The organism is Aestuariivivens sp. NBU2969, assembly GCF_019931125.1.
GTDB classification, from domain to species: Bacteria; Bacteroidota; Bacteroidia; order Flavobacteriales; family Flavobacteriaceae; genus Aestuariivivens; species Aestuariivivens marinum.
In genome coordinates, this window is the sequence record NZ_JAIOUU010000002.1 from 246,109 (window position 1) to 266,289 (window position 20,181).

General features: G+C 35.9%; 12 protein-coding genes. 2 read left to right on the forward strand and 10 right to left on the reverse strand.

Annotated elements, in window-relative coordinates:
• Positions 1–257 precede the first annotated feature (257 nt).
• The 10 genes from K7G79_RS02785 to K7G79_RS02830 form a co-directional block, all read right to left on the reverse strand.
• Positions 258–1,301, reverse strand: a complete 1,044-nt coding sequence (locus K7G79_RS02785) for a discoidin domain-containing protein (RefSeq protein ID WP_223548927.1) — start codon at positions 1,299–1,301, stop codon at positions 258–260.
• A gap of 31 nt (positions 1,302–1,332) precedes the next feature.
• Complete coding sequence (locus K7G79_RS02790; RefSeq protein WP_223548929.1) at positions 1,333–3,159, reverse strand: RagB/SusD family nutrient uptake outer membrane protein; 1,827 nt, start codon at positions 3,157–3,159, stop codon at positions 1,333–1,335.
• Between the two features lie 11 nt (positions 3,160–3,170).
• Entirely contained in the window at positions 3,171–6,569 is a 3,399-nt protein-coding gene (locus K7G79_RS02795) for a TonB-dependent receptor (protein WP_223548931.1), read from the reverse strand.
• 142 nt (positions 6,570–6,711) lie between these two features.
• Entirely contained in the window at positions 6,712–7,890 is a 1,179-nt protein-coding gene (locus K7G79_RS02800; RefSeq protein WP_223548932.1) for a FecR family protein, read from the reverse strand.
• A gap of 143 nt (positions 7,891–8,033) precedes the next feature.
• Positions 8,034–9,479: a LamG-like jellyroll fold domain-containing protein gene (locus K7G79_RS02805; RefSeq protein WP_223548934.1), complete on the reverse strand. Its 1,446-nt coding sequence runs from the start codon at positions 9,477–9,479 to the stop codon at positions 8,034–8,036.
• Positions 9,480–10,006: 527 nt separating this feature from the next.
• The gene (locus K7G79_RS02810; protein ID WP_223548936.1) at positions 10,007–10,597 is read right to left on the reverse strand and encodes an RNA polymerase sigma factor; all 591 of its coding nucleotides are present in this window, start codon (positions 10,595–10,597) and stop codon (positions 10,007–10,009) included.
• Between the two features lie 615 nt (positions 10,598–11,212).
• Positions 11,213–13,150 carry an auracyanin family protein gene (locus K7G79_RS02815; protein WP_223548938.1) on the reverse strand — a complete coding sequence of 646 codons (1,938 nt, stop codon included), beginning with the start codon at positions 13,148–13,150 and terminating at the stop codon, positions 11,213–11,215.
• A gap of 5 nt (positions 13,151–13,155) precedes the next feature.
• Positions 13,156–15,042 (reverse strand): DUF1080 domain-containing protein, encoded by a 1,887-nt coding sequence (locus K7G79_RS02820; RefSeq protein WP_223548939.1) that lies wholly within the window; start codon positions 15,040–15,042, stop codon positions 13,156–13,158.
• 166 nt (positions 15,043–15,208) lie between these two features.
• Positions 15,209–15,724, reverse strand: coding sequence for an azurin (gene azu, locus K7G79_RS02825; protein ID WP_223548941.1), 516 nt, complete (start codon positions 15,722–15,724; stop codon positions 15,209–15,211).
• 131 nt (positions 15,725–15,855) lie between these two features.
• Entirely contained in the window at positions 15,856–17,448 is a 1,593-nt protein-coding gene (locus K7G79_RS02830; protein WP_223548943.1) for an NADP-dependent glyceraldehyde-3-phosphate dehydrogenase, read from the reverse strand.
• Between the two features lie 427 nt (positions 17,449–17,875).
• On the opposite strand from K7G79_RS02830, the gene K7G79_RS02835 reads away from it, so the two are divergent.
• Both K7G79_RS02835 and K7G79_RS02840 read left to right on the forward strand, forming a co-directional pair.
• On the forward strand, positions 17,876–18,673 hold the full coding sequence (locus K7G79_RS02835; RefSeq protein WP_223548945.1) for a DUF1080 domain-containing protein: 798 nt from the start codon (positions 17,876–17,878) through the stop codon (positions 18,671–18,673).
• A 14-nt stretch (positions 18,674–18,687) separates the two neighbouring features.
• The gene (locus K7G79_RS02840) at positions 18,688–20,133 is read left to right on the forward strand and encodes a Gfo/Idh/MocA family protein (RefSeq protein ID WP_223548947.1); all 1,446 of its coding nucleotides are present in this window, start codon (positions 18,688–18,690) and stop codon (positions 20,131–20,133) included.
• Positions 20,134–20,181 lie beyond the last annotated feature (48 nt).

Here is a 20,181-nt window from a genome sequence, read left to right on the forward strand (position 1 = left end):
CAACTCTCTCTCAAGCTAAACCTATAACTTTTCATACAAATGGACGCTACCGATATGTAATTACTTTTATACTAACCTCTCCTTGAGATTACTATTTACTATAATAGCTTTAAACATCCTAAGCAATTATTCAATAGATAGAAATTTTAGTCACAATTAAAATCTATACATGAAACATATCTACCGTCTAACTTTGAACAAAAAAGCTGCCTAATTAATTTGTGACAGCTTTTTTCAATTCAAAATAAAAAAACTAGTTAATCTTCATCATCAAACACATAAGTTTCTTCAACTACATAAGGAGTTATTTCTGCCATAGCAGCAAAATTGGTACCATCCCAAGCCGTCTTTGCCAAAACTTTAAAGTACCTCGCTTCTTGCGTTGATTCAAAGTCAATATCTTGAGCAGCTATCTTCTTTTCCAGTTGATAATCCCCCAGACTAACCCAAGTTTGATTGTCTGTGCTAATAAGGATTTCTAAATCCTTAACTGCTCTTGTATTAGATTGTCTTTGATGAAATCTTATGCCATCCAACGACTTTACTTCTTTCATATCAATTGTAAGCCAATGTGGGTAAACTGTAACCTCCTCTGCCGTACATCCAGCCCAGCATGTATGCCAAAACGAATCTAAAATCCCATCTATTACAGCTCTGGCACTACCTGTTTGTTCATATGCACTCCAGTTAGCTTCATAAGGTTCATCTGAACTAAAGTCTATGACTTCCCAACCTGTTGTATCATAAAAGTTTTGTGCAATTTCCAATCTTGGTCCTTTAGGTGCTAAAAACACCAATGTTTTAGATAGCCTATTAAAAGGGTAACCAGATGCATCAGAAATGGAAATGGGCAATAAATACCCTTTTTCCATATCAAACTTTTCGGGATAATAGGTAAGCGTGCTCAAATCTGAATACAATTCACCGGCAGGAATTGTAAGATTCATTTTGTCAAATACATAAGCCTCTTCTGGAAATAATTCGTAAGGCGTTTTACCATTTACTACTCTTGTCTCATTAATGCTATCCAATACATGTGTATCTATACCTAACGTAACATCAATGTTATTGGCAGGTATACCTAACCCACCATAGCCTGCTCCAACTGTCGTTATTCTTGTTTCTTCATCAGCTGGAAAAATAGTCAGTTTCTCTATGCCTTTATTGGATTTAGCAAGAAAAATATTGGTTCCTTCTTTAGAGTCTGTTAATTGCTCATATAGCGGGGTCTTTTCTTCGCAGCTATAAACTCCAAACATTATAGCCAATAGAAGTAAAACTATTATTTTTATTGATCTCATAATTAATTATTTAATTTATGGTTATTTAACATTAGTATCCTGGAAATTGAACTAATTGTTTATTCCTATCCATTTCATTTTGTCCATAAGGGAAGAAATAATACCTACGTTGCCATTGTGTTCTTGTAAATGCCGGAACACGTGTATGGAATTCGTCGCTAGACAACTCAGTTCCTTCATTCATATTCATACCATAGTAAACTCCTCCTTGGTACGAGTCTGATTTATCGGCTATCTTCCATCTTCTAACATCAAAAAATCTGTGGCCAGCCTCAAAACAAAACTCAACCCTACGCTCCAATCTAATTTGATCACGCATTTCGTCTTGGCTCATACCTGCAGACAATTCTGGAAGTCCTGCCCTAACTCTAACTTTATTTAAATAGATTAAAATATTGGAATTCCCTGGATCTGCTTCATTCAAAGCTTCAGCATAATTAAGGTAAAGTTCAGCTAACCTAATGAGCATAGCTGGACGCCCAAAAGTTCCTTGATCTGACCTGAAAGCTGGATGAGTATTTTTTCTAACAGTGTACCCGGTTTTAGGCCAATCCCTAGGGGCTCCATTTTTACCCGAATTACCTGTATTATAAAACTCAACATACGGTTGACCAGCTCTTGGGATACTAGGATGTACCGCTCCATTAAAATTGATCCAAGCATAAAAACGTGGTTCACGATCAACATACATATTGTTAGTACCTGCAGCATAGTAAGGTGTGCTACTTCCTGAGTATCCAGTTTCTGTATAAGTTTGACTATCTTCTATTGATTCTCCGTCACTCATTCTAAAATCGTCTACCAATCGTTGTACTACAGCTAAACCATTGTATCCAGTGTTTTGGGTAGACCTGGGAGCACAATGAATTTCCCAATTGTAACTACCTGTTGAAGGTCTTAACCAAATACCTTCTACATCCCATCCATCCCAATATAGGTTTTTAACAGAATTGTAAGCTGTAGTAAAAGCATCTGCTCCACTTGCTTGGTACAAACCCTTTCCATTGGCCTCAGCTAAATCTATAGCTTCTTTTGCCGCATTAGCAGCTAATGTCCATTTATTGGCATCGTATGTTTGAGGGATTAATTGTGTTCCATCAAGGTTTTTAAAGTCAGCTAACTCTGTATTTCCATTAAACAAAGGACTTGCATTGTAAAGCAATATTTGCGATTCTACCGCCTCTACAATCATTTTATTGATTCTCCCCACTTGGGTTCCATCAACTACGGCCGTTCCCGATTGGAAATAATCTACTGGAAGTTTTTCTTTAGCCTGAGCCATTTCAGAAAGAACAAAATCAATACATTCGCTCCATGTGCTTCTTGGAATTTGGTAATCACCGTCTGGACTTCCTACTTCTAACGGCTGAATTACCACAGGCCCCAAATGTTTCATCATTACCCAATAATTGTACGCCCTTAAAAATTGAGCTTCTCCTTTATATTGACGGATTATTTCAGGTCCATTATTAAGTGCTAATATTTCATCATTGTTATCTATGTTTTCTAAAAAAATAGTAGCCAATCTAATTTTCTCATAATGTCCTGTAAATCCAAAATAATAACTATCTGCACTAATTGCTCCTGAATTTATAGATGGATTTGTCCAGTTACTGGCATCCATTTCATCACACATTAGACCATATTGATAGTTATAAGGATAGGCCCAAATATCTTGAATGCTTGAAAACAAACCTGCCCACCAACGCTCTGTTTGCTGTCTGTTTTCAAAGATACTTTCTATCGAAAGTAAATTATCTGGCTGTGTATCAAAAAAATCGTCGTTACAACCAGCAATGCTAAATATAATTAATGCACCAAGTACAGTGTTTTTAATTTTATGTTTAAATCTTTCCATATTATTTTTTTTTAAAAAGTAAGTCTAACTCCTAAGTTATAAGTAGTAATGTTTGGATATGTAGCTCCTCTACCATCACCCAATTCAGGATCCCAAAAATCCCATTTAGAAAAGGTTAGCAAATTTGTTCCGCTAAGGAATATTCTAAACTTTTTAAACATTTTAATATTGTTTTCCTCACCAAGTAGTGTATAACCTAACTCTGCTTGTTTTAAACGAACATAATCGGCTGGTTTAACCCACCAAGTACTTGTATAATAATTTGTTGTTTGGGTCTGATTTGTAGACAATCTCGGGTAAAACGCTTGCGGGTTTGGATTATCTGGAGTCCATCTATCTAATACGTTGGTATACATGTTACCATAACTAGATCCTTGAGAAAAAGGTGTCGTACCAAAACCTCCTGAATAATTAAAATCAACCTGAGCCACACCTTGGAAAAACAAACTGACATCAAATCCTTTAAAACCTCCTCCTATCGAGATACCATAAACAATTCTTGGTACACTACCGTATCCAATAGCCGTTTGGTCATTACTATTAATAATGCCATCTCCATTTAAGTCCTTGTAACGAATGTCCCCCACTCTAACATCTCCTGCTTGTACGGCTGCATTAGCTATTTCATCATCATTTTCGAATAACCCGGTAGCAATATATCCAAACCTTTGGCTAATGGGTTGTCCAATTCTATTTAAATAAGGGTACCTCCATTCGGGCAGGCCATCAAATACAGCCTCATTCTCGTTGTAGTTAAATGTTCCCCTAAATTGGAAGAAATTCTCTTCTGTCCATGATTTGTTATATTCCAAGGTTACATCAATACCTTGATTTTTAGTTTTCCCAACATTGTTGAACGGAATATTGCCCGCTGTAAACCCTGAAGTATATGGAATTGAATAATCTCGTAACAATATCCCCTCACGACGTTCTTTAAACAGTTCTACAATTAACTTTAAATCGTTATTTAGGAAATTCATTTCAACACCTAGATTGTGTCTATATGAGGTTTCCCATTTAACATTACCTCCAATTCTTGTTTCCCCAAAACCGGTATAGCCTCTTGTAGCTCCAGGCACACCAAAAGTATAGCCACCTGAATCCCCTATAGTACTTAAATACAAGAATCTATTATTTGGATTATTAATATTTGCATTACCAGAAAGCCCATAACTATAGCGTACTTTAAAAAATGACATAACATCTGTTAAAGGTTCAAAGAATTTCTCTTTTGAAATTACCCAACCCGCACCAAACGAAGGAAAAAACCCGTAACGCTTGCTAGGTATAAAGTTATCAGATCCTGAATAGGAAAAGTTAGCTTCAACAAAATATTTATTCTCAAAACCGTAATTAACACGCCCTACAAGATTACGCTGTCTATATGGAATAGCCGCTGTATAAGTTCCCACTCTACTCGTGGCATCCCTATAATCTGATTGATTAAAAAGCAACAAGCCGGATACGTCGTGTTTACCAAAAGTATTTTCGTAATTTAAAGCCGTTTCCAAATAAAAACGTCTATCCCCGTAACGTCCCAATGAAAAGCTTAAATCTTCAGATCCCGTACTTGAAATTTCAGTAATTAAATTTCCATCGTCGTCTCTCCCTGTAGCCCAATACGTTGGTAAGTTACGCCCCCTTCTTAAACCATTAAATGAATTAACATCAAAAGCAAACATGGCCGTTGCGCTTAAGCCTTCAAGAATCTTATCCATACTTTGTGTAACCCGTAAATTTGAACGTACCGTATTTCTTGTTTCATTGGTAACTCCAGATTGGGTTAAAGCCATATAAGGGCTAGCAAGGGTTCCTTGAAGCTGTGGCCATTGGCCATTACTATACTGGGGTGGTATAATGTGTGGTGCAGAAGCAGTTGCCAAGTGAAAAATATCTGCTACAGAGCCTCCATATGCTGGCCTGTTGAAATTTGTTATAAAGCCATTAATTCCAAAATCGATTTTTGTACTCTCTGTAACATTTACATCTACATTAGTTGTAAAGTTAAAACGATCTAATTTTAAATTAGAGTTAAAAGCCTCTACATCCCCTGTCTTAAAAAGCCCAGTTTCTCCAAAATACCCGGCAGAAATGTAATAGGTTGATTTATCTGAACCTCCACTAATATTAACAGTAATACGATTATTAGTTCCAAAATCACGGAACAGCAAATCATACCAATCTACGTTAGGATATAAATCTGGATCGACCCCACTAGCGGTTAAATTAATTTCTTCTTGAGTAAAGGCTGGATTTTGCCCCCTTGTTGTTAGTCCCTCATTATACAAGGTCATAAATGTTGGCCCATCTATAAAATCAGGGAGCTCAGTAAATTTGGTAACCGCCGAGTTAATCTCTGCATTTACTACTGGTTTCCCTGCCTTACCACTCTTAGTTGTTATTAAAATAACACCATTTGCACCACGTGTACCATAAACTGCTGTTGCTGTGGCATCTTTAAGCACGGTAAAACTTTCAACATCTTCGGGGTCGATGTTATTAATACTTCTATCCGGAACACCATCTACTACCAATAATGGCCCTTGTGGACTAGATGAAAAAGTAGCAATTCCTCTAATAAATAGGTCTGCGCCATCAGCTCCTGGCCCGCCTCCCCTCTGGGTAGCAACTACACCTGCTAATTTACCTGCAATCGCTGTTGACAAATCCCTAACCGGGGCTTTTAATTCTCTTGATTTAATGGTAGATTGAGCCCCAACAACACTTTCCTTTTTCTGTGTACCATAAGCAACCAGCACAACTTCATCCAACTGGGCAGTATCTTCTTTTAGAATAATGTTTATTGTGGTTTGTCCTTCTAATGGAACTTCTTGTGTTTCAAAACCAACATAGGAAAATACCAGTATTGCATTAGGATCTTTGACTAAGAGGCTATAATTCCCATCAAAATCTGTAGATGTACCCGTAGCAGTTCCTTTAACAAGAATTGTAACACCCGCCATTGGCAAATTACTTTCGTCTATTACATTTCCTTTAACAATTACATCTTGTTGCTTTATTTCTTGTTCATCTACAGGCTTATCTTTTGATTTTGTTATTAAGAATATTTGCCTATCAATAACACTGTACGCTGTTTCCGTTTTATCGAACACCCTATCTAAAATGGAAAATATTTTCTCATTTTTAGCTTGAACGGAAATAATACGTTCTAAGTCTACATCTTTTAGTTTGTATATAAAACGAAAGTCGCTTTTACTCTCAATAACATCAATAAGCTGATTAACTTTAACATTTTCCAGCTTTAAAGAAATTTTTGTAACCTGAGAATAGCTTGTATTTGCCTGTACTGTAAATAACGTAACAAGTAAAAATAAGACACTTAATTTCATTTTAAGGTTAAATTTTAAATACAGAATGTGTTTGTTCTTTTGATAAAGAATTTTTTTCATACTTTTAAGTTGTTTAATTGTGGTTATTCTTAATCACTTATCTAAAACCGGAAACTGGCTCCAACAGTTTCTGGTTTATTTTTACAAGTAATTTTTTGATTGAAAATGTGATAAAAGGAGTCGTTTTATTTCATAGTCATTATTATTTAATGGTTATATAATTGTTGTTTATTGTATAATCTATATTGTATGTTATCTTTAAATATTCTAATACTTTTTCAATAGGAACGTCTTTAAAGCTCGCATTAAAAACCTCTTGGGCAAACACTTTATTTTCTATGGTGATTGACACATTATAACGACGTTCTAATTTTTTAAGGATGTTTTCAAAAGTCATATCCCTAAACACCAGTTCTCCATGAATCCAAGAAGTATAAATACTTGTTATAACTGGTTTTGTTTCAATAGCCTTGTCCTTTTTATTAAAACTCCCTTTAATGCCAGGCTTTAGCATAACCTTTGCTTGTTCTTGAGAATCAACTTGTTCATCTGTCTTATACATACTAACGGAACCCTCTACTAACACTACATCGGTAACCTCATCCTCAGGATAGGTAGACACATTGAACTTGGTTCCATAAACCTCAACATTAACTCCCTTGTTATTAACAACAAAGCGGTGCTTTTTATCCTTAGCTACATCAAAATAGGCTTCACCTTCCAAAAAAACATCTCTACTATATCCCTTTAAAAACTTAACGGGATATTTAATGGACGTCCCTGCATTTAAATGCACAACTGTACCATCGGACAATAGTAATTCAAATGTTTGTCCATAGGGAATATTTAAGGTATTATAAGTAAGTGTCTCTATTTCTACTTTATTAGAATAGGCAATGCTATTTCTAACCTGTTTACCTACAATACTTCCTTTTTCATTGGTTAAATCTTGTGTAAGGTTAATATCTATAACTTTTACCTCCCCATTCTCCAACTGAAGTGTAACCTTGTCTTGTCGGATATGTTCTATATCCACTTCCAGATTTGAGGAATTGTGGCTCATTTTATAAAGCGTCCCTACTAAAATAAAACCTACAAAAATTGCGGCTACCCTCAAGAACCGTTTAACGGCCCCACTACCATTATTTTGATCCTTAGTATGAGCTATTATGTCTTTATAAATATGAAAAGAAGCCTCTTCTTCCATTTCAAAGTCATCTTCACCCATAAGTTCGTTGATCTCTTCAACATCTGGAATGGAATCGATATCCTTTACACCTTGTGTTTTAAAGAAATTTACAAGCTCTTCTCTTTCCTCTTTAGAACATGTATTTAACGCATGTTTCTTTAGTAAGTTTCTAATATGTGGATCTTTGATCATGCACTAATTTATAAATATTCTTGGGCTGTTTACTTATAATACAGTTGAAAATAAATGCATAGAGTACTACTCGAAATACATTTTTTTACAAAAAAAACTAACTTGTGATTAATATGCTTCAAAAACACACCACAAGAAGCATTCTATTTTACCAATAATTTTCCAACGCCAATTTTTGATGCTGTTTCCAATCGGTAAAAATATACTCCTCTTGATAGTGTTGGGATATCTATCTTATTTCCTGTTTCTATTTTTAAATTATACACTTTTTTTCCAGCTACATCAAATAAAGAAAAAGCTGCCGTTTCATTTAGGTCTTTAATTCGCAGCACATTACCTTTCTCTACAGGGTTGGGATATACCTTGAAATTACTTTTCTGTAAATCATAAATTCCCAAAGCAGCACTACTACCAACATAAAACTGGCTAAAAGAGGTTATTCCGCTAAAGCTTGCCGACTTGTTTGTTGTATTTATTGATGATGCCGTTGCAATCGACGCTCCCCAATCACCTTGGGCATCCGAGCTGCTTGACCGCTTAAAAAGTTCTGTATTAGGCACTGTTGTTCCATCTATATTATTAATTCCAGAAAATGTAATGTCACTTATGGCAGTAAAAGAACTGTTGGTGCCATAGTTATTTATTATCCAATAGGTATCATCAATGGCGTTGGTAGCAGGCAAATTACTTGGCGCATTATCCAATTTTGTAACCACCACATCACCTCCTGGGCCAGCATCTATAAACGTCATTGAAGCTTTAGCCGTACTAAAATTATAGGTTCCTGCTCCATTTATGGTCATTTTTTCACTTGCTCCGGTTCCTATTGGTGCCATAGAGGGGTCTAATGTAGGCAAAGTAGCTCCTGCAATACGAGCATCGTAACCACTTTTAAAATCATGGATGTAATTTGTTGTGTCATCCATAAAGCTATTAAACTGGTAGTAGCTTATAATACTAGCGTCGTTGTCCAAATCCGTTTGCGATTTAATTAAGTGCCTTGCCAACCTTAATTCGTCGATACTTAAAGCCCGGCTATACACGGTAACTTCATCTATATACCCATTGAATATTCTATTACTATAATTATTATAGCTTCCTATCCAAAGCGTTGTGTTCTCTGTAGTTATTGCACTTGGTGCAGGGTCATTTACTTCCCACACCTGATCGTTAAGAACAATGGTTATTTTGGTAGCATTACCAGATATGGCCACAAAAGACCATTCATTATCTGGAACGATCAAACCTGTGTCATATCCATAATGTGCTGTTCCCGGCCAGTGAAACCCTAACTGCCGGTTATGGGTCTCCCCTGTTACTGCTTTTAGGTTCAATGCTAAGGTCCCTGTTGGTGCCGTACTGCAATTAAACGATGCAATTGCGGCCCATTCATCTTGGTCTCCCACAGGTTTTATCCAAGCCGTTATGGTCATCTCTGCGGTATTGGGAACGGTAAACCCTGTTGCTCGAGCATCGGTCCATTGACCTTTGGTTCCATGATAAGCTTTACCCGCCAAAGGATCTGTTTGAGCATTAACCACAAGGTTCATCCCTAAAAAAATCAATAAAAAAGTAATCTTTAATTTCATAATGTTATTATATTAAATTATACAAAAACCATTAACACAACTTTTAAAAACAGGTATTTTGGGGTTACTGCAATTTTTGATCTCCTAATAAAGTGGTTTAACCTTTTTATATTAAATTACTATTACTCTATGCTCTTCCAAAACAATCTCAATTGAGATAATTTTCATACATTTTCATCTTAAATCAAAAAACTCAAACCACTTTACCTATACTATGGTTAAACTATTAGTAGGCGAACCTCCTTTGGCATCGATCTATACCATTTCCTGGTCTCCCCATGTAGCTTCAACTTTACTACATGAGTAATTACAGAACAAGGTAGAAAAGCATACTAATAATGCTAATTTGATTGTTTTCATAGTTTTAGTTTAATAGCAAATAAATAATCTTATGATTACGTACTTATAGTACAGTTCCAAACAGACAAAGTACTATTCCAAAACAGCATTTTTTTAATAAAATTTTTAATTTAAAATTTAAATGTTTGAATTTTAACACATTAACAAACAATAAACTTTATTAAAACCTAGTAAATTAAAGGAAGAATAAACAGGAAAGTTAAATTTTCATGGGCAAACAAAAAATCTCTTATGCTATCTAGGGCACTGCTCATTTGGTTTTTAACCGTGCTCTTGGATATCCCTAATTCCTGACTTATTTGTTCATGGCTCAATCCCTTATCTCTTGAAAGTTCAAAAATGACTTTTCGCTTAGGTGATAATTTATTTATTGCCTGTTGTTTTAGTTTTTCAAGATAAGCCTCTTCGAATATAGCATCAGTAGGATTGGAATATTCAGGAACTTCATAAAACACACGCTCTCTTTTTTTCTTATCGTTAGCAGCCTTTTGCAAAAAGTTTAGGGTTAAATTACGAGTTATGGTAAAAATATAAGACTTGAAAGACAAATTAGGATTAAGGTTCTCACGGTTCAACCAAACCTTTAGAAATACATCTTGAACTATTTCCTCTGCAAACTCTTTTTGCTTTACCATGCTTATACTATATCTGTAAATATCGTTCTTATAGAAGTTGAATAAATTTAGAAAAGCATTTTCACAGTTATTTGAAACTTGCCTTACTAAAAAAGAATCATTATTCTGATAGTTTTTACTCATCAAATCTAATTCGTAAATTATTCTTGTTTCTATTAAATGACAAACAAATATGGGATATTAGTATTAGTCGCTCAATTTAGATAATAAATCTGTAACCAAAGTGTTAAAATTTTGTTAAAAAAAACAAGCTCATTACTTATGCTTGTCCAAAGATATTGATTAAGCATATAGCAACAATTCCATAAAAACCTTACTATTGCTAACATACACTACCACTTATCAATAATAACAGTGAATTGTTTTAGACAAAAAAAGAAGAATCAATCCACCCTTTTGACGAATTTGAATATCCTTTTAATCGATTTCAATATGCTAAAAAATTAAAATTTTGAAGTATAAACATTATAAGAATCTACTAGATTGTCTAATTTAGGCTATAAAAAGAGACAAACCCTATATAATAGTTTAATTTATTAACCTTTTCAGGCTTTCATAATAACATTTTGATTTGTTAACAACAATAACATCGTATTTCGAATCCTGAAAAAGACAGACAAGGGAAATTAAAATTATAACCTTACCCCTAAATACAAAAAAGGGACCGTAAAGATTTACGGCCCCGTTCCTTTAAATTTAAATGTGCAATTAGCCTTACTTTCTAACTCAACTCACAGTTTATTTATTATCCAACGAATTTATCCAAGCTGCTATTTTAAGCGCTTCTGTTTTAGGAACCTGGGGCATTGGCGCCATAGGTGTCGCATATTCTGGCCAGTTTTTGGGTTGAGGATTATAGATAAGCTCCACAATCTTTTCGTTAGAATAGTTACGTTTAGCTACCTCCTTAAAAGATGGGCCTACAACACGCTTATCTTTATTATGGCAAGCCACACAGGTATTATTCGTTAACAAAGGCTGTATTTCTTCATCACTCAATACAACAACTTTTTTAGCACCAGTCTTTTTCTTAACAGTGGTCTTCTTTACAACTTTCTTTTTAGCACTAGAACGCTTAGTAGACAATTCAAACAAAGGCAATTTATTACCCTCTGGAATATTATTTAGGTTATAATAGAAGGTTGGGTGCAATGTAATTTCATCCTTTCCTTTTAGCTTAACACCTTGCAATGTCAATTCATGCACATAGTATTGTCGTAAATTATCGATTACCACACGAACCCTTAAACCATCATCACTTACTTTAACCCCTTTTATAATAACATCTTCCACATTCGTTTGTGGGCTACCATACACTGGATGATACTTATATATATAGCTTTTACCTTTATAAGAATCTAAATCTTCTGCACTAGCTTTATCAACAGGTTTAGTAAACTCTATTTCAAAACCATCGGGCATGGCCTTAACGGTTTTCATTTCAAAAGGCATGCGACCTGTCCATGACACAAATTCCAACCCTGAATTTGTTGTTCCTGCCGAGCCCCAACCTCTATTGGTCTCACCAACAAAAAGGTTGCCTTCATTGTCGAAATCCATACGCATTACCCCCGATTGAAATCCAGATCTAAAATCGAATGCTACACCTTGATATTCGCCATTTACTTTTTCTAAAACCACCCGCATTATTTTACTTTGTCCCATATCGCCTACCAAAACCTGACCTTCAAAAGGTCCAAACTTGCCACGAGTATTATCTACTTTTATTTCAGAATTGGAAATTCCTAAAATACCATGGGGCAATATCACGGCCGGCAATTGTAATTCCGGGAAATAGGTTTTTGCCTCATATAGAAAATCGGGATCTTCCTCATCTGGAATATTTTCGGGTTTAATAAAACGTCCGTTTTCTCTAACCTGCCGCTTATCAATTTTACTGTAAAACTCCTTTTCCGTAAGTTTTACTGGCGAACCTTCTAGCTGAGACCATTTAAGTCCAGCAGGGTGCACTGTAAACACGCCTTTTTTCAAATGCCATAATCCTCCAGAGCCAATCCAATCGCCTTGGTTATCGGTATAGAACAATTCACCATCTATAAGTCCATATCCTGCAGGGGAGCGCATTCCCGTAGCCCATGGTTCCATTTGTCCATCTTCAGTGATTTTCATAGTCCAACCACGCCATGGCACACGACTTTCACCACGCCACCACTCTTCACTACCAAAGGCGACATTGGCTGTAACAAAAAAGGAATTATCCGGAGCCAGCAAAGGCCCAAAGGAATACTCATGGTAATGTGTTGATAACGGCCATGCATATACAGTTTCATACACATCGGCAATTCTATCACCATTAGTATCAACCAATTTTGTTAGTTCACCACGTTGCGCAGTATAAATAGCGCCATCTTTATACGCAAGACCTAGAGGTTCGTGTAATCCAGAGGCAAACTTTATAAAAGTAGACGCCTGGCCATTAGCCATGTTTGGATTTTCTATTATCCACACATCGCCGCGCCTAGTGCATACCGCTATACTACCATCGGGTAAGGATAACACCCCTCCCCCCTCAATTAAAACACCTTCGGGAGTTGGTATAGTGGTTATTCGATAATAATCCTCTTCTTTCGGTGTGTTTTGGGCAATAGTATTTTGTAAAAACCCTACGATTAATAAAACTACTAATATTCTAAATTTATTACTTGTTCGCTTCATAACCCTTACCAAATTAGCTCATATTTTACTTTACTTCCATCAACGGGAATCACCAATTCCGTTTCCCCATCTACTTCCCTTATTGCAGGAGTTTGGCCTGTAATAAGTTTTATATAGTATTGTCCATTTATATTGTAAGCACCATTTGGCATCTTTTGAATTTCACCAGAAGCCAATTTACAATACCAATTTTGTAATCCTGTTTTAGAAAAACGGATTTCATGAACAATATGGGTATTCGTAGCGCTAGGCACTATACTATTTTCAATTTCCACATCTTTATATCTATGTTTGAAAATAGGCAATTGGGTAGCTTCATCAATACCATACCCTTTTGAAATAAAATCTGGAGCTGTCCCTGTTTTAGGAAAAGCTTCATTAAAACTTGAAAGTTGTGCTATAGGCTGATTCAAAAAAGTCCATTGCACAGCCCCTCTAGGTTTAAAAGAACCATCCCCTCTACTATGCCACATGGGTGTCGCATCTACAAAGTCACCTCGCCAAACCCCAACAAGATTTCCCGACCCTAAATCGTATACATAATTTATACCTTGTGGAGTACCCACTCCAATAGTATGGGAGAGGCGCTTACCATCTCCTCCAAAGCTTACAAAGGCCCTTAACAAACGTGGTTGGGAATCGGGCTTCACAAAAATGGGTGAGACTGAGTTAATGGATGGTGGATAGGAATCGTACACATTAAGTGTTTTAGGGTATGTTGCTGCTGTCCCAACTGTAAATCCCAATCGGGGTGATCGCCATCCAGCCGACTTAATATTGGTCAACACAAAATTGTATTTACCCGATGCTAATGGTAAAATAGTATCCCTTACTTCTTGTCTATCGGAAGCATTTACATGAAATACAGACATCCCATTAACTTCTAGATCAATTCCTCCTGTATAACCTACAGATAAACTATATTGGTCTTCTTGTGGAATATTCAAAATTCCTGAAAAACGAATTCCATAAGCATCTTCCTCTCCCGTTAAGTTGACATCAATTAAATTGGTTTCACCTTCTGAAATTAGATCTACTTCCCTAAGGTCTTCAAAACCTTTAAAATTGCCTTTGTATACTTGGTACGTCAAAGAAGAAACAGACACATTTGAAGATTCCAATAATTGGTAATTTATGTTTCTGAATGCAACTGGCCCATGGTCGCCTTGAATAACAAGAGGCCCTCTAGAAACTTCATTTTTCTCAATTGGGCTTCCTGTATAGTGTGGTACTTCCACATTAGTATGGATTGGTACACCATTAAGCAAAACCGAAACAAATTTGGCATTGGCTATTTTTTCTCCTTTATCATTAAATCTTGGAGCCTTAAAATGAATTTTTAAAGATTGCCATAAACCAGGGGCCTTGGAAGCATTACTTAATGGTGGTATACCTCGAAAAATTTTATCTTCAGTTGTTTCCCAATTGTTATGAATGCCCCCCATATCGGATACTTTCGCGTTAATTACCCCCCAACTATCCTTTAATTGTAGTTCGTATCTGCCCTGTAAATATATCCCTGAATTAGATCCCCTAGGTAACATCACTTCTAATTCCATTTTAATATCACCATGCTCCCACTTGGTTTGTAAGCGATCCTTTTTTTTCGAATCGTTAATATTTAAAAGAATACCCTTACCAGATCTGAACGTTATTGGTTTTGGTTCTTCCTGCTCTTCTTTACGTCTTCTTTTTTTCCTTTTAGAGGTTACCTCTTTTTCATGATTGCTAATATTATGAACATCCACATCTGGATTCACCAAAACCTCACCAACTATTTGCCAATTCCCAACTTGTGGTAAAAACCCATTCAAATTAATGAGCTCCAATTGTTCCTGGGCATTTGCTTGTAGTCCAATAAGGAAAATTAACAATAGTTTTTTTATTCTCATATTCTGGAGTTTGACATGGTTTACTTAGTTTAAATTTTATTTAAAGGCCTTTATACCAAATATATAAATATAAACACACTTTTATGTGCAGTCTCATTCAATTAAAAAATACAAAAAATCCAGGGCCACAGAACCCTGGATTTTATTTTTTACGATATGACGTTAATTATTCGACAATAAATTTTCCTTTCATCATGCCATAATGACCCGGAAAACTACACAAAAAATCATACTCACCAGATTCGGGAGCATCAAACTCAACAACTGTAGTTTCACCCCCTCCAATTAACTTGGTATAGGCAATCACATCATCTTTTGCATCGACAGGAATATAACCAGTATCTTTAGCACTAGCTGCTTTAATACCAAAAGCCATTAAATCAACTCCTTGTTTTAGTAGCACAAAATTATGCCCCATAACATTTTTATCCAATTGACCCGTGTGCCTTAGAGTTAGCTTTACTTTTTTACCTGCTCCTACCTTTATCTCTGTCTTATCAAACTTCATCATGTCATTCCCAGAAATGACCACATTAGCAACATTTTCATCAACCTTTTTATTTGGTTCACTTTCCTTTTTTTCATAAGAGAACCCGTCCTTTTTCTTTTCTTCTTTTCCCCCACAACCTATTAAAAGGATAAAGGAAAAAATAGATACGATTGCATACTTTAGTAAATTCATTTCAATATTTAATATTTTATAGTTGTTAACCTAATTTTAGCTCGGCAATATAAGTATATAAACCTATACACTTGTTCATTATTGTTCACTGAAAAAAATTATAACTACAAATCCTTATAATAAGGGTTTCATTATAAAATATAATCGGTACTAATAAAGTTAGAAGTTTTCTTTTCCAATAATTCCTTTAAAATAGCCCTATTGTAATCATTATCTTTAGAAGCCACAAAGGTACGTATTGAAAAAGAGCGCAACGCATCATGTACACTTAAGGTTCCATAAGCAGAATCTTTCCTGCCCGTAAAAGGATATACATCTGGACCACGTTGACAGGAACTGTTCAAATTTACACGACAAACCAAATTAACCAAGGTATCGATTAAAGGCGAAAGGGTATGGATATTTTTACCAAACAAGCTTACCTGTTGTCCATAATTAGATTCTGCCATATCGTCTAAAGGTTTATCAATATTAGAAAAAGAAACAATTGGAATAACAGGGCCAAATTGTTCTTCCTTGTACACGCGCATAGCCTTAGTTACAGGATATAATACCGCTGGGAAAATAAAATTTTCACTCATTTCCCCGCCTTTATTATTTAAAACCTTGGCGCCGTTTTTTAAGGCATCATCAATCAATTTCTGAATGTAAGCTGGTTTATCTTTTTCTGGTAGTGGCGTTAATGTAGTTCCCGCTTCCCAAGGATTACCAAACTTAAGTCGATCTACTTTATAACTAAACCGTCTATTAAATTCTTCAACTACAAATTCGTGCACATATAATACCTTAAGTGCCGTACAACGCTGCCCGTTAAAAGACAAAGCTCCAGTGATGCATTCTTCAACAGCTAAATCCAAATCGGCATCTGGTAATACTATGGCCGGATTCTTGGCTTCTAAGCCTAGTACCATACGTAATCTATTACCTTTTGGATGAACAGCTTGCAAAGCATTTGCCGATGTACTATTTCCAATTAAAGCAAGTACATCAATTTTGCCCGTCTGCATTATAGGTGTTGCCAAAACACGCCCTCGGCCATAAACAATATTCACAACCCCCTTGGGAAAGCTACTTTGAAAAGCTTCCATCAGTGGTGAAATTAGCAACACCCCTAGTTTAGCAGGCTTAAAGATTACCGTATTCCCCATAATCAAAGCAGGGATGAGTAAGGTAAAGGTTTCATTAAGCGGATAGTTATAAGGGCCAAGGCAAAGCACAACGCCTAAAGGCCCCCGACGTATATGCGCATAAACACCCGAATGTTTTTCAAACTTTGCCGAATCCCTGTCTATTTGTTTGTAAGCCTCTATAGTATCGTATATATAATCTACCGTTCTATCGAACTCTTTTTCAGAATCTGGTAGGTTTTTACCAATCTCCCACATTAAAAGCTTAACTACTTCGTCCCGCTTGGTCTTCATTTGTTTTACGAATTTTACCATACAGGAAATCCTATCAGCAACCTTCATGGTTGGCCAAAGGCCTTGGCCTTTGTTATAAGCCGAAGTTGCTGAATCTAATGCTTCTAAAGCTTCTTTTTCTCCCAATTCGGGTATGGAACCTAAAAGCGTTGGTTTATATTCTTGAGTACAAGAAATCGTGGATAAAACTTTAGTTGTATTTCCTTTCCACTGTTTTAATTCTCCGTTCACCAAATAAGTCGTTTGATGGCGAAGTGATTTTATTTTGTATTCCTCAGGAATTTCAATAAAAGGCGTTTTCATGTTTTTGTAGTTTTAAGTAGTAGTATAACTTTGGTAAGATTAAAATGTGTTTTGCAAGTACTAAGATATCTATATTTTGACTGAACCCCCTTATTATCAGAGAACTAATCCAAAAGAAATTCTAAATTTTCAACACTTCAATCACTTGCTCATAAATAATTTAAGACGCAATCGTTTTCGGTTATTAATTTTATTTCGAATTATTTATCAAAGCTTATGGTTTTATCATTTTTGTTATGCTGAAATCAAAAATTATCTATTTCATATATAAAAGTTCAATCTATCCCGTCACAAAACCTTTCGATTTATTATATTTAGCAACTTTTGAATTTTTATCTATGAAATGCCATTAACAAAAGTTGCAAACCAACCGATAATGATAATTAGGGCATTCCATCTGACAATTAAAAACAAATAATATTAACAGATGAAATATTTAATTACTGCATTAGCTATTACAACAGTTTTAATATCCTGTAAAGAAGAAAAAAAATCGGAACAACTTACTCTAGAAGCCACCCAAGAAAATCAAGTAGACAATAGCGATTGGGTTTATCTATTTGACGGTACTAGCCTAGAGGGCTGGCGTGCATACAACGAGGAGGCCTTACCTCCAGGTTGGACTATAGAAGACAATGTTCTAACATTTAATACAGAACTTGGCCTAGAGCAGAATTACACCGGTGGAAAGGATATTATTTATGCTGCTGAAGAATTTGATAATTTTGAGCTTCACGTGGAATGGAAACTTCCACCAGGCGGTAACAGTGGTATTTTTTACCATGTTAAAGAAGGCCATAAATCTTTACCAGAGACTTCTCCTGAATACCAACTTATTGATGATTTAGGTTATGCTAAAATTCACGACCTTACCGAATACAACCTAAGTTTAGGTTATACTGAAAATCCCGAAGAGTTAAAACCGTTACAAAAAACAGGATCGGATTACGCCATGCACCCCGCCGATCAGTCGCAAAAAGTACTTAACCCCATTGGAGAATGGAATACCTCTAGAATTATTTTTACACCAGAAAAAGTTGAGCATTGGCTTAATGGAAAAAAATTATTAGAATTTGTACCTTGGGATGAAGCTTGGCATGAAAAAAAGAATTCCGATAAGTGGAAAAACAGCCCAGATTATGGAAAATATAAAACGGGGTATATTGGGCTACAAGACCATGCCAGTTCCATTTGGTTTAGAAACATTAAAATTAAAAAACTATAGCTAAAACTTAGATCATGAACAAAAGAGAATTTTTAAAAAGAAGTAGCTTAGGAGTCACTGGATTGGTTTTAGCTCCATCACTAGTTATGTGTAAAGAAAAACCTGTTATTAAAACACGTATTCGAACAGCTCATATTGGGGTTGGCAATATGGGCAATGCGGACCTTAATGCCATAGCCTCACATCCTTTAGTGGATGTTGTTGCCCTATGTGATGTAGACTCTAATTTTCTTTCAGAAGCAAAAAAATTGCATCCCAATGCAAAAACCTACACAGATTACAGGGTAATGCTTAAAGAGCTTGAAGATGAGATAGATGCCGTTGTTGTTTCCACACCAGACCATACCCATGCCCCTGCTTCATTGCTTGCCATGAATTTAGGAAAAGATGTGTATTGTCAAAAACCGCTAACACATTATGTATCTGAGGCTAGAGCAATGAACAAACTGGCTGAGAAAAAGAATCTAGTTACCCAAATGGGGATTCAAGTGCATTCATTTTACGATTATAAATTGGCAACTCTTTTAATTCAATCGGGTATCATCGGAAAAGTACATACCGTTCATGCTTGGTCTCCAAAAAACTGGGGTTTTAACGGTGAAGCACCTAAAGGTAGTGACCCTATCCCAGAAACTCTAGACTGGAACCTTTGGCTGGGCACTTCTAAAGAAAGACCTTATAAAACAGGGTATTACCACCCTGGAAATTGGCGCAAGCTAATGGACTATGGCTGTGGCACTTTAGGTGATATGGGTGTTCATATTTTCGATACACCATACAACGCTTTAGCTTTAGACGTTCCCTTAACGATTAAAAACGAATGTGAGGCATCCAATGGCTTTGGATATCCAGAACACAATATAGTTACCTATCAATTCCCCAAAACCCAATTCACCACAGAAACTTTAACCTGGATTTGGTACGATGGCCCAGGTGCTCCTAGAGACCATGAAGATTTAAAATTACCTGGATCTGAAATTTTAGAAAACAATAGCGCCTCCAGTGAGCAAGATGCTAGTTTAGAAGATAAAATATCGTTAGACGCTAAAATTGCCGATGACGGCAAATTACCAGAGCAAGGGGCCATGTTTGTAGGTGAAAAAGGGCGATTACTATTACCGCACTTTATGCAATTACCAAGTAAAATAGTGGATGGTGAATACGTAGATATTTCGGCAGAAATTAGCGCTATTTCAGAAGCCAATAACTTGGGCGAACCCATTCGCAATTACGATTCTGAAGGCCCTAAACACTACCACGAATTTATAGATGCCTGTCTGGGAAAAGCCTCGTGTAGTGCACCATTTTCTTATGCTTCTAAATTAACCGAGACCATTCTCTTAGGCGTTATTGCTGGTCGTTTCCCTAACCAGACCCTACATTGGGACAGTAAAAATGCAAAGTTTACTGAAGAAGAAGCAAATAACTATTTAGAAGGGGATTATAGGCGTTTTAAATAAAAATCATGAAACCTAATACAGGACTTCCTCTATTGGTGGAAATTTTAT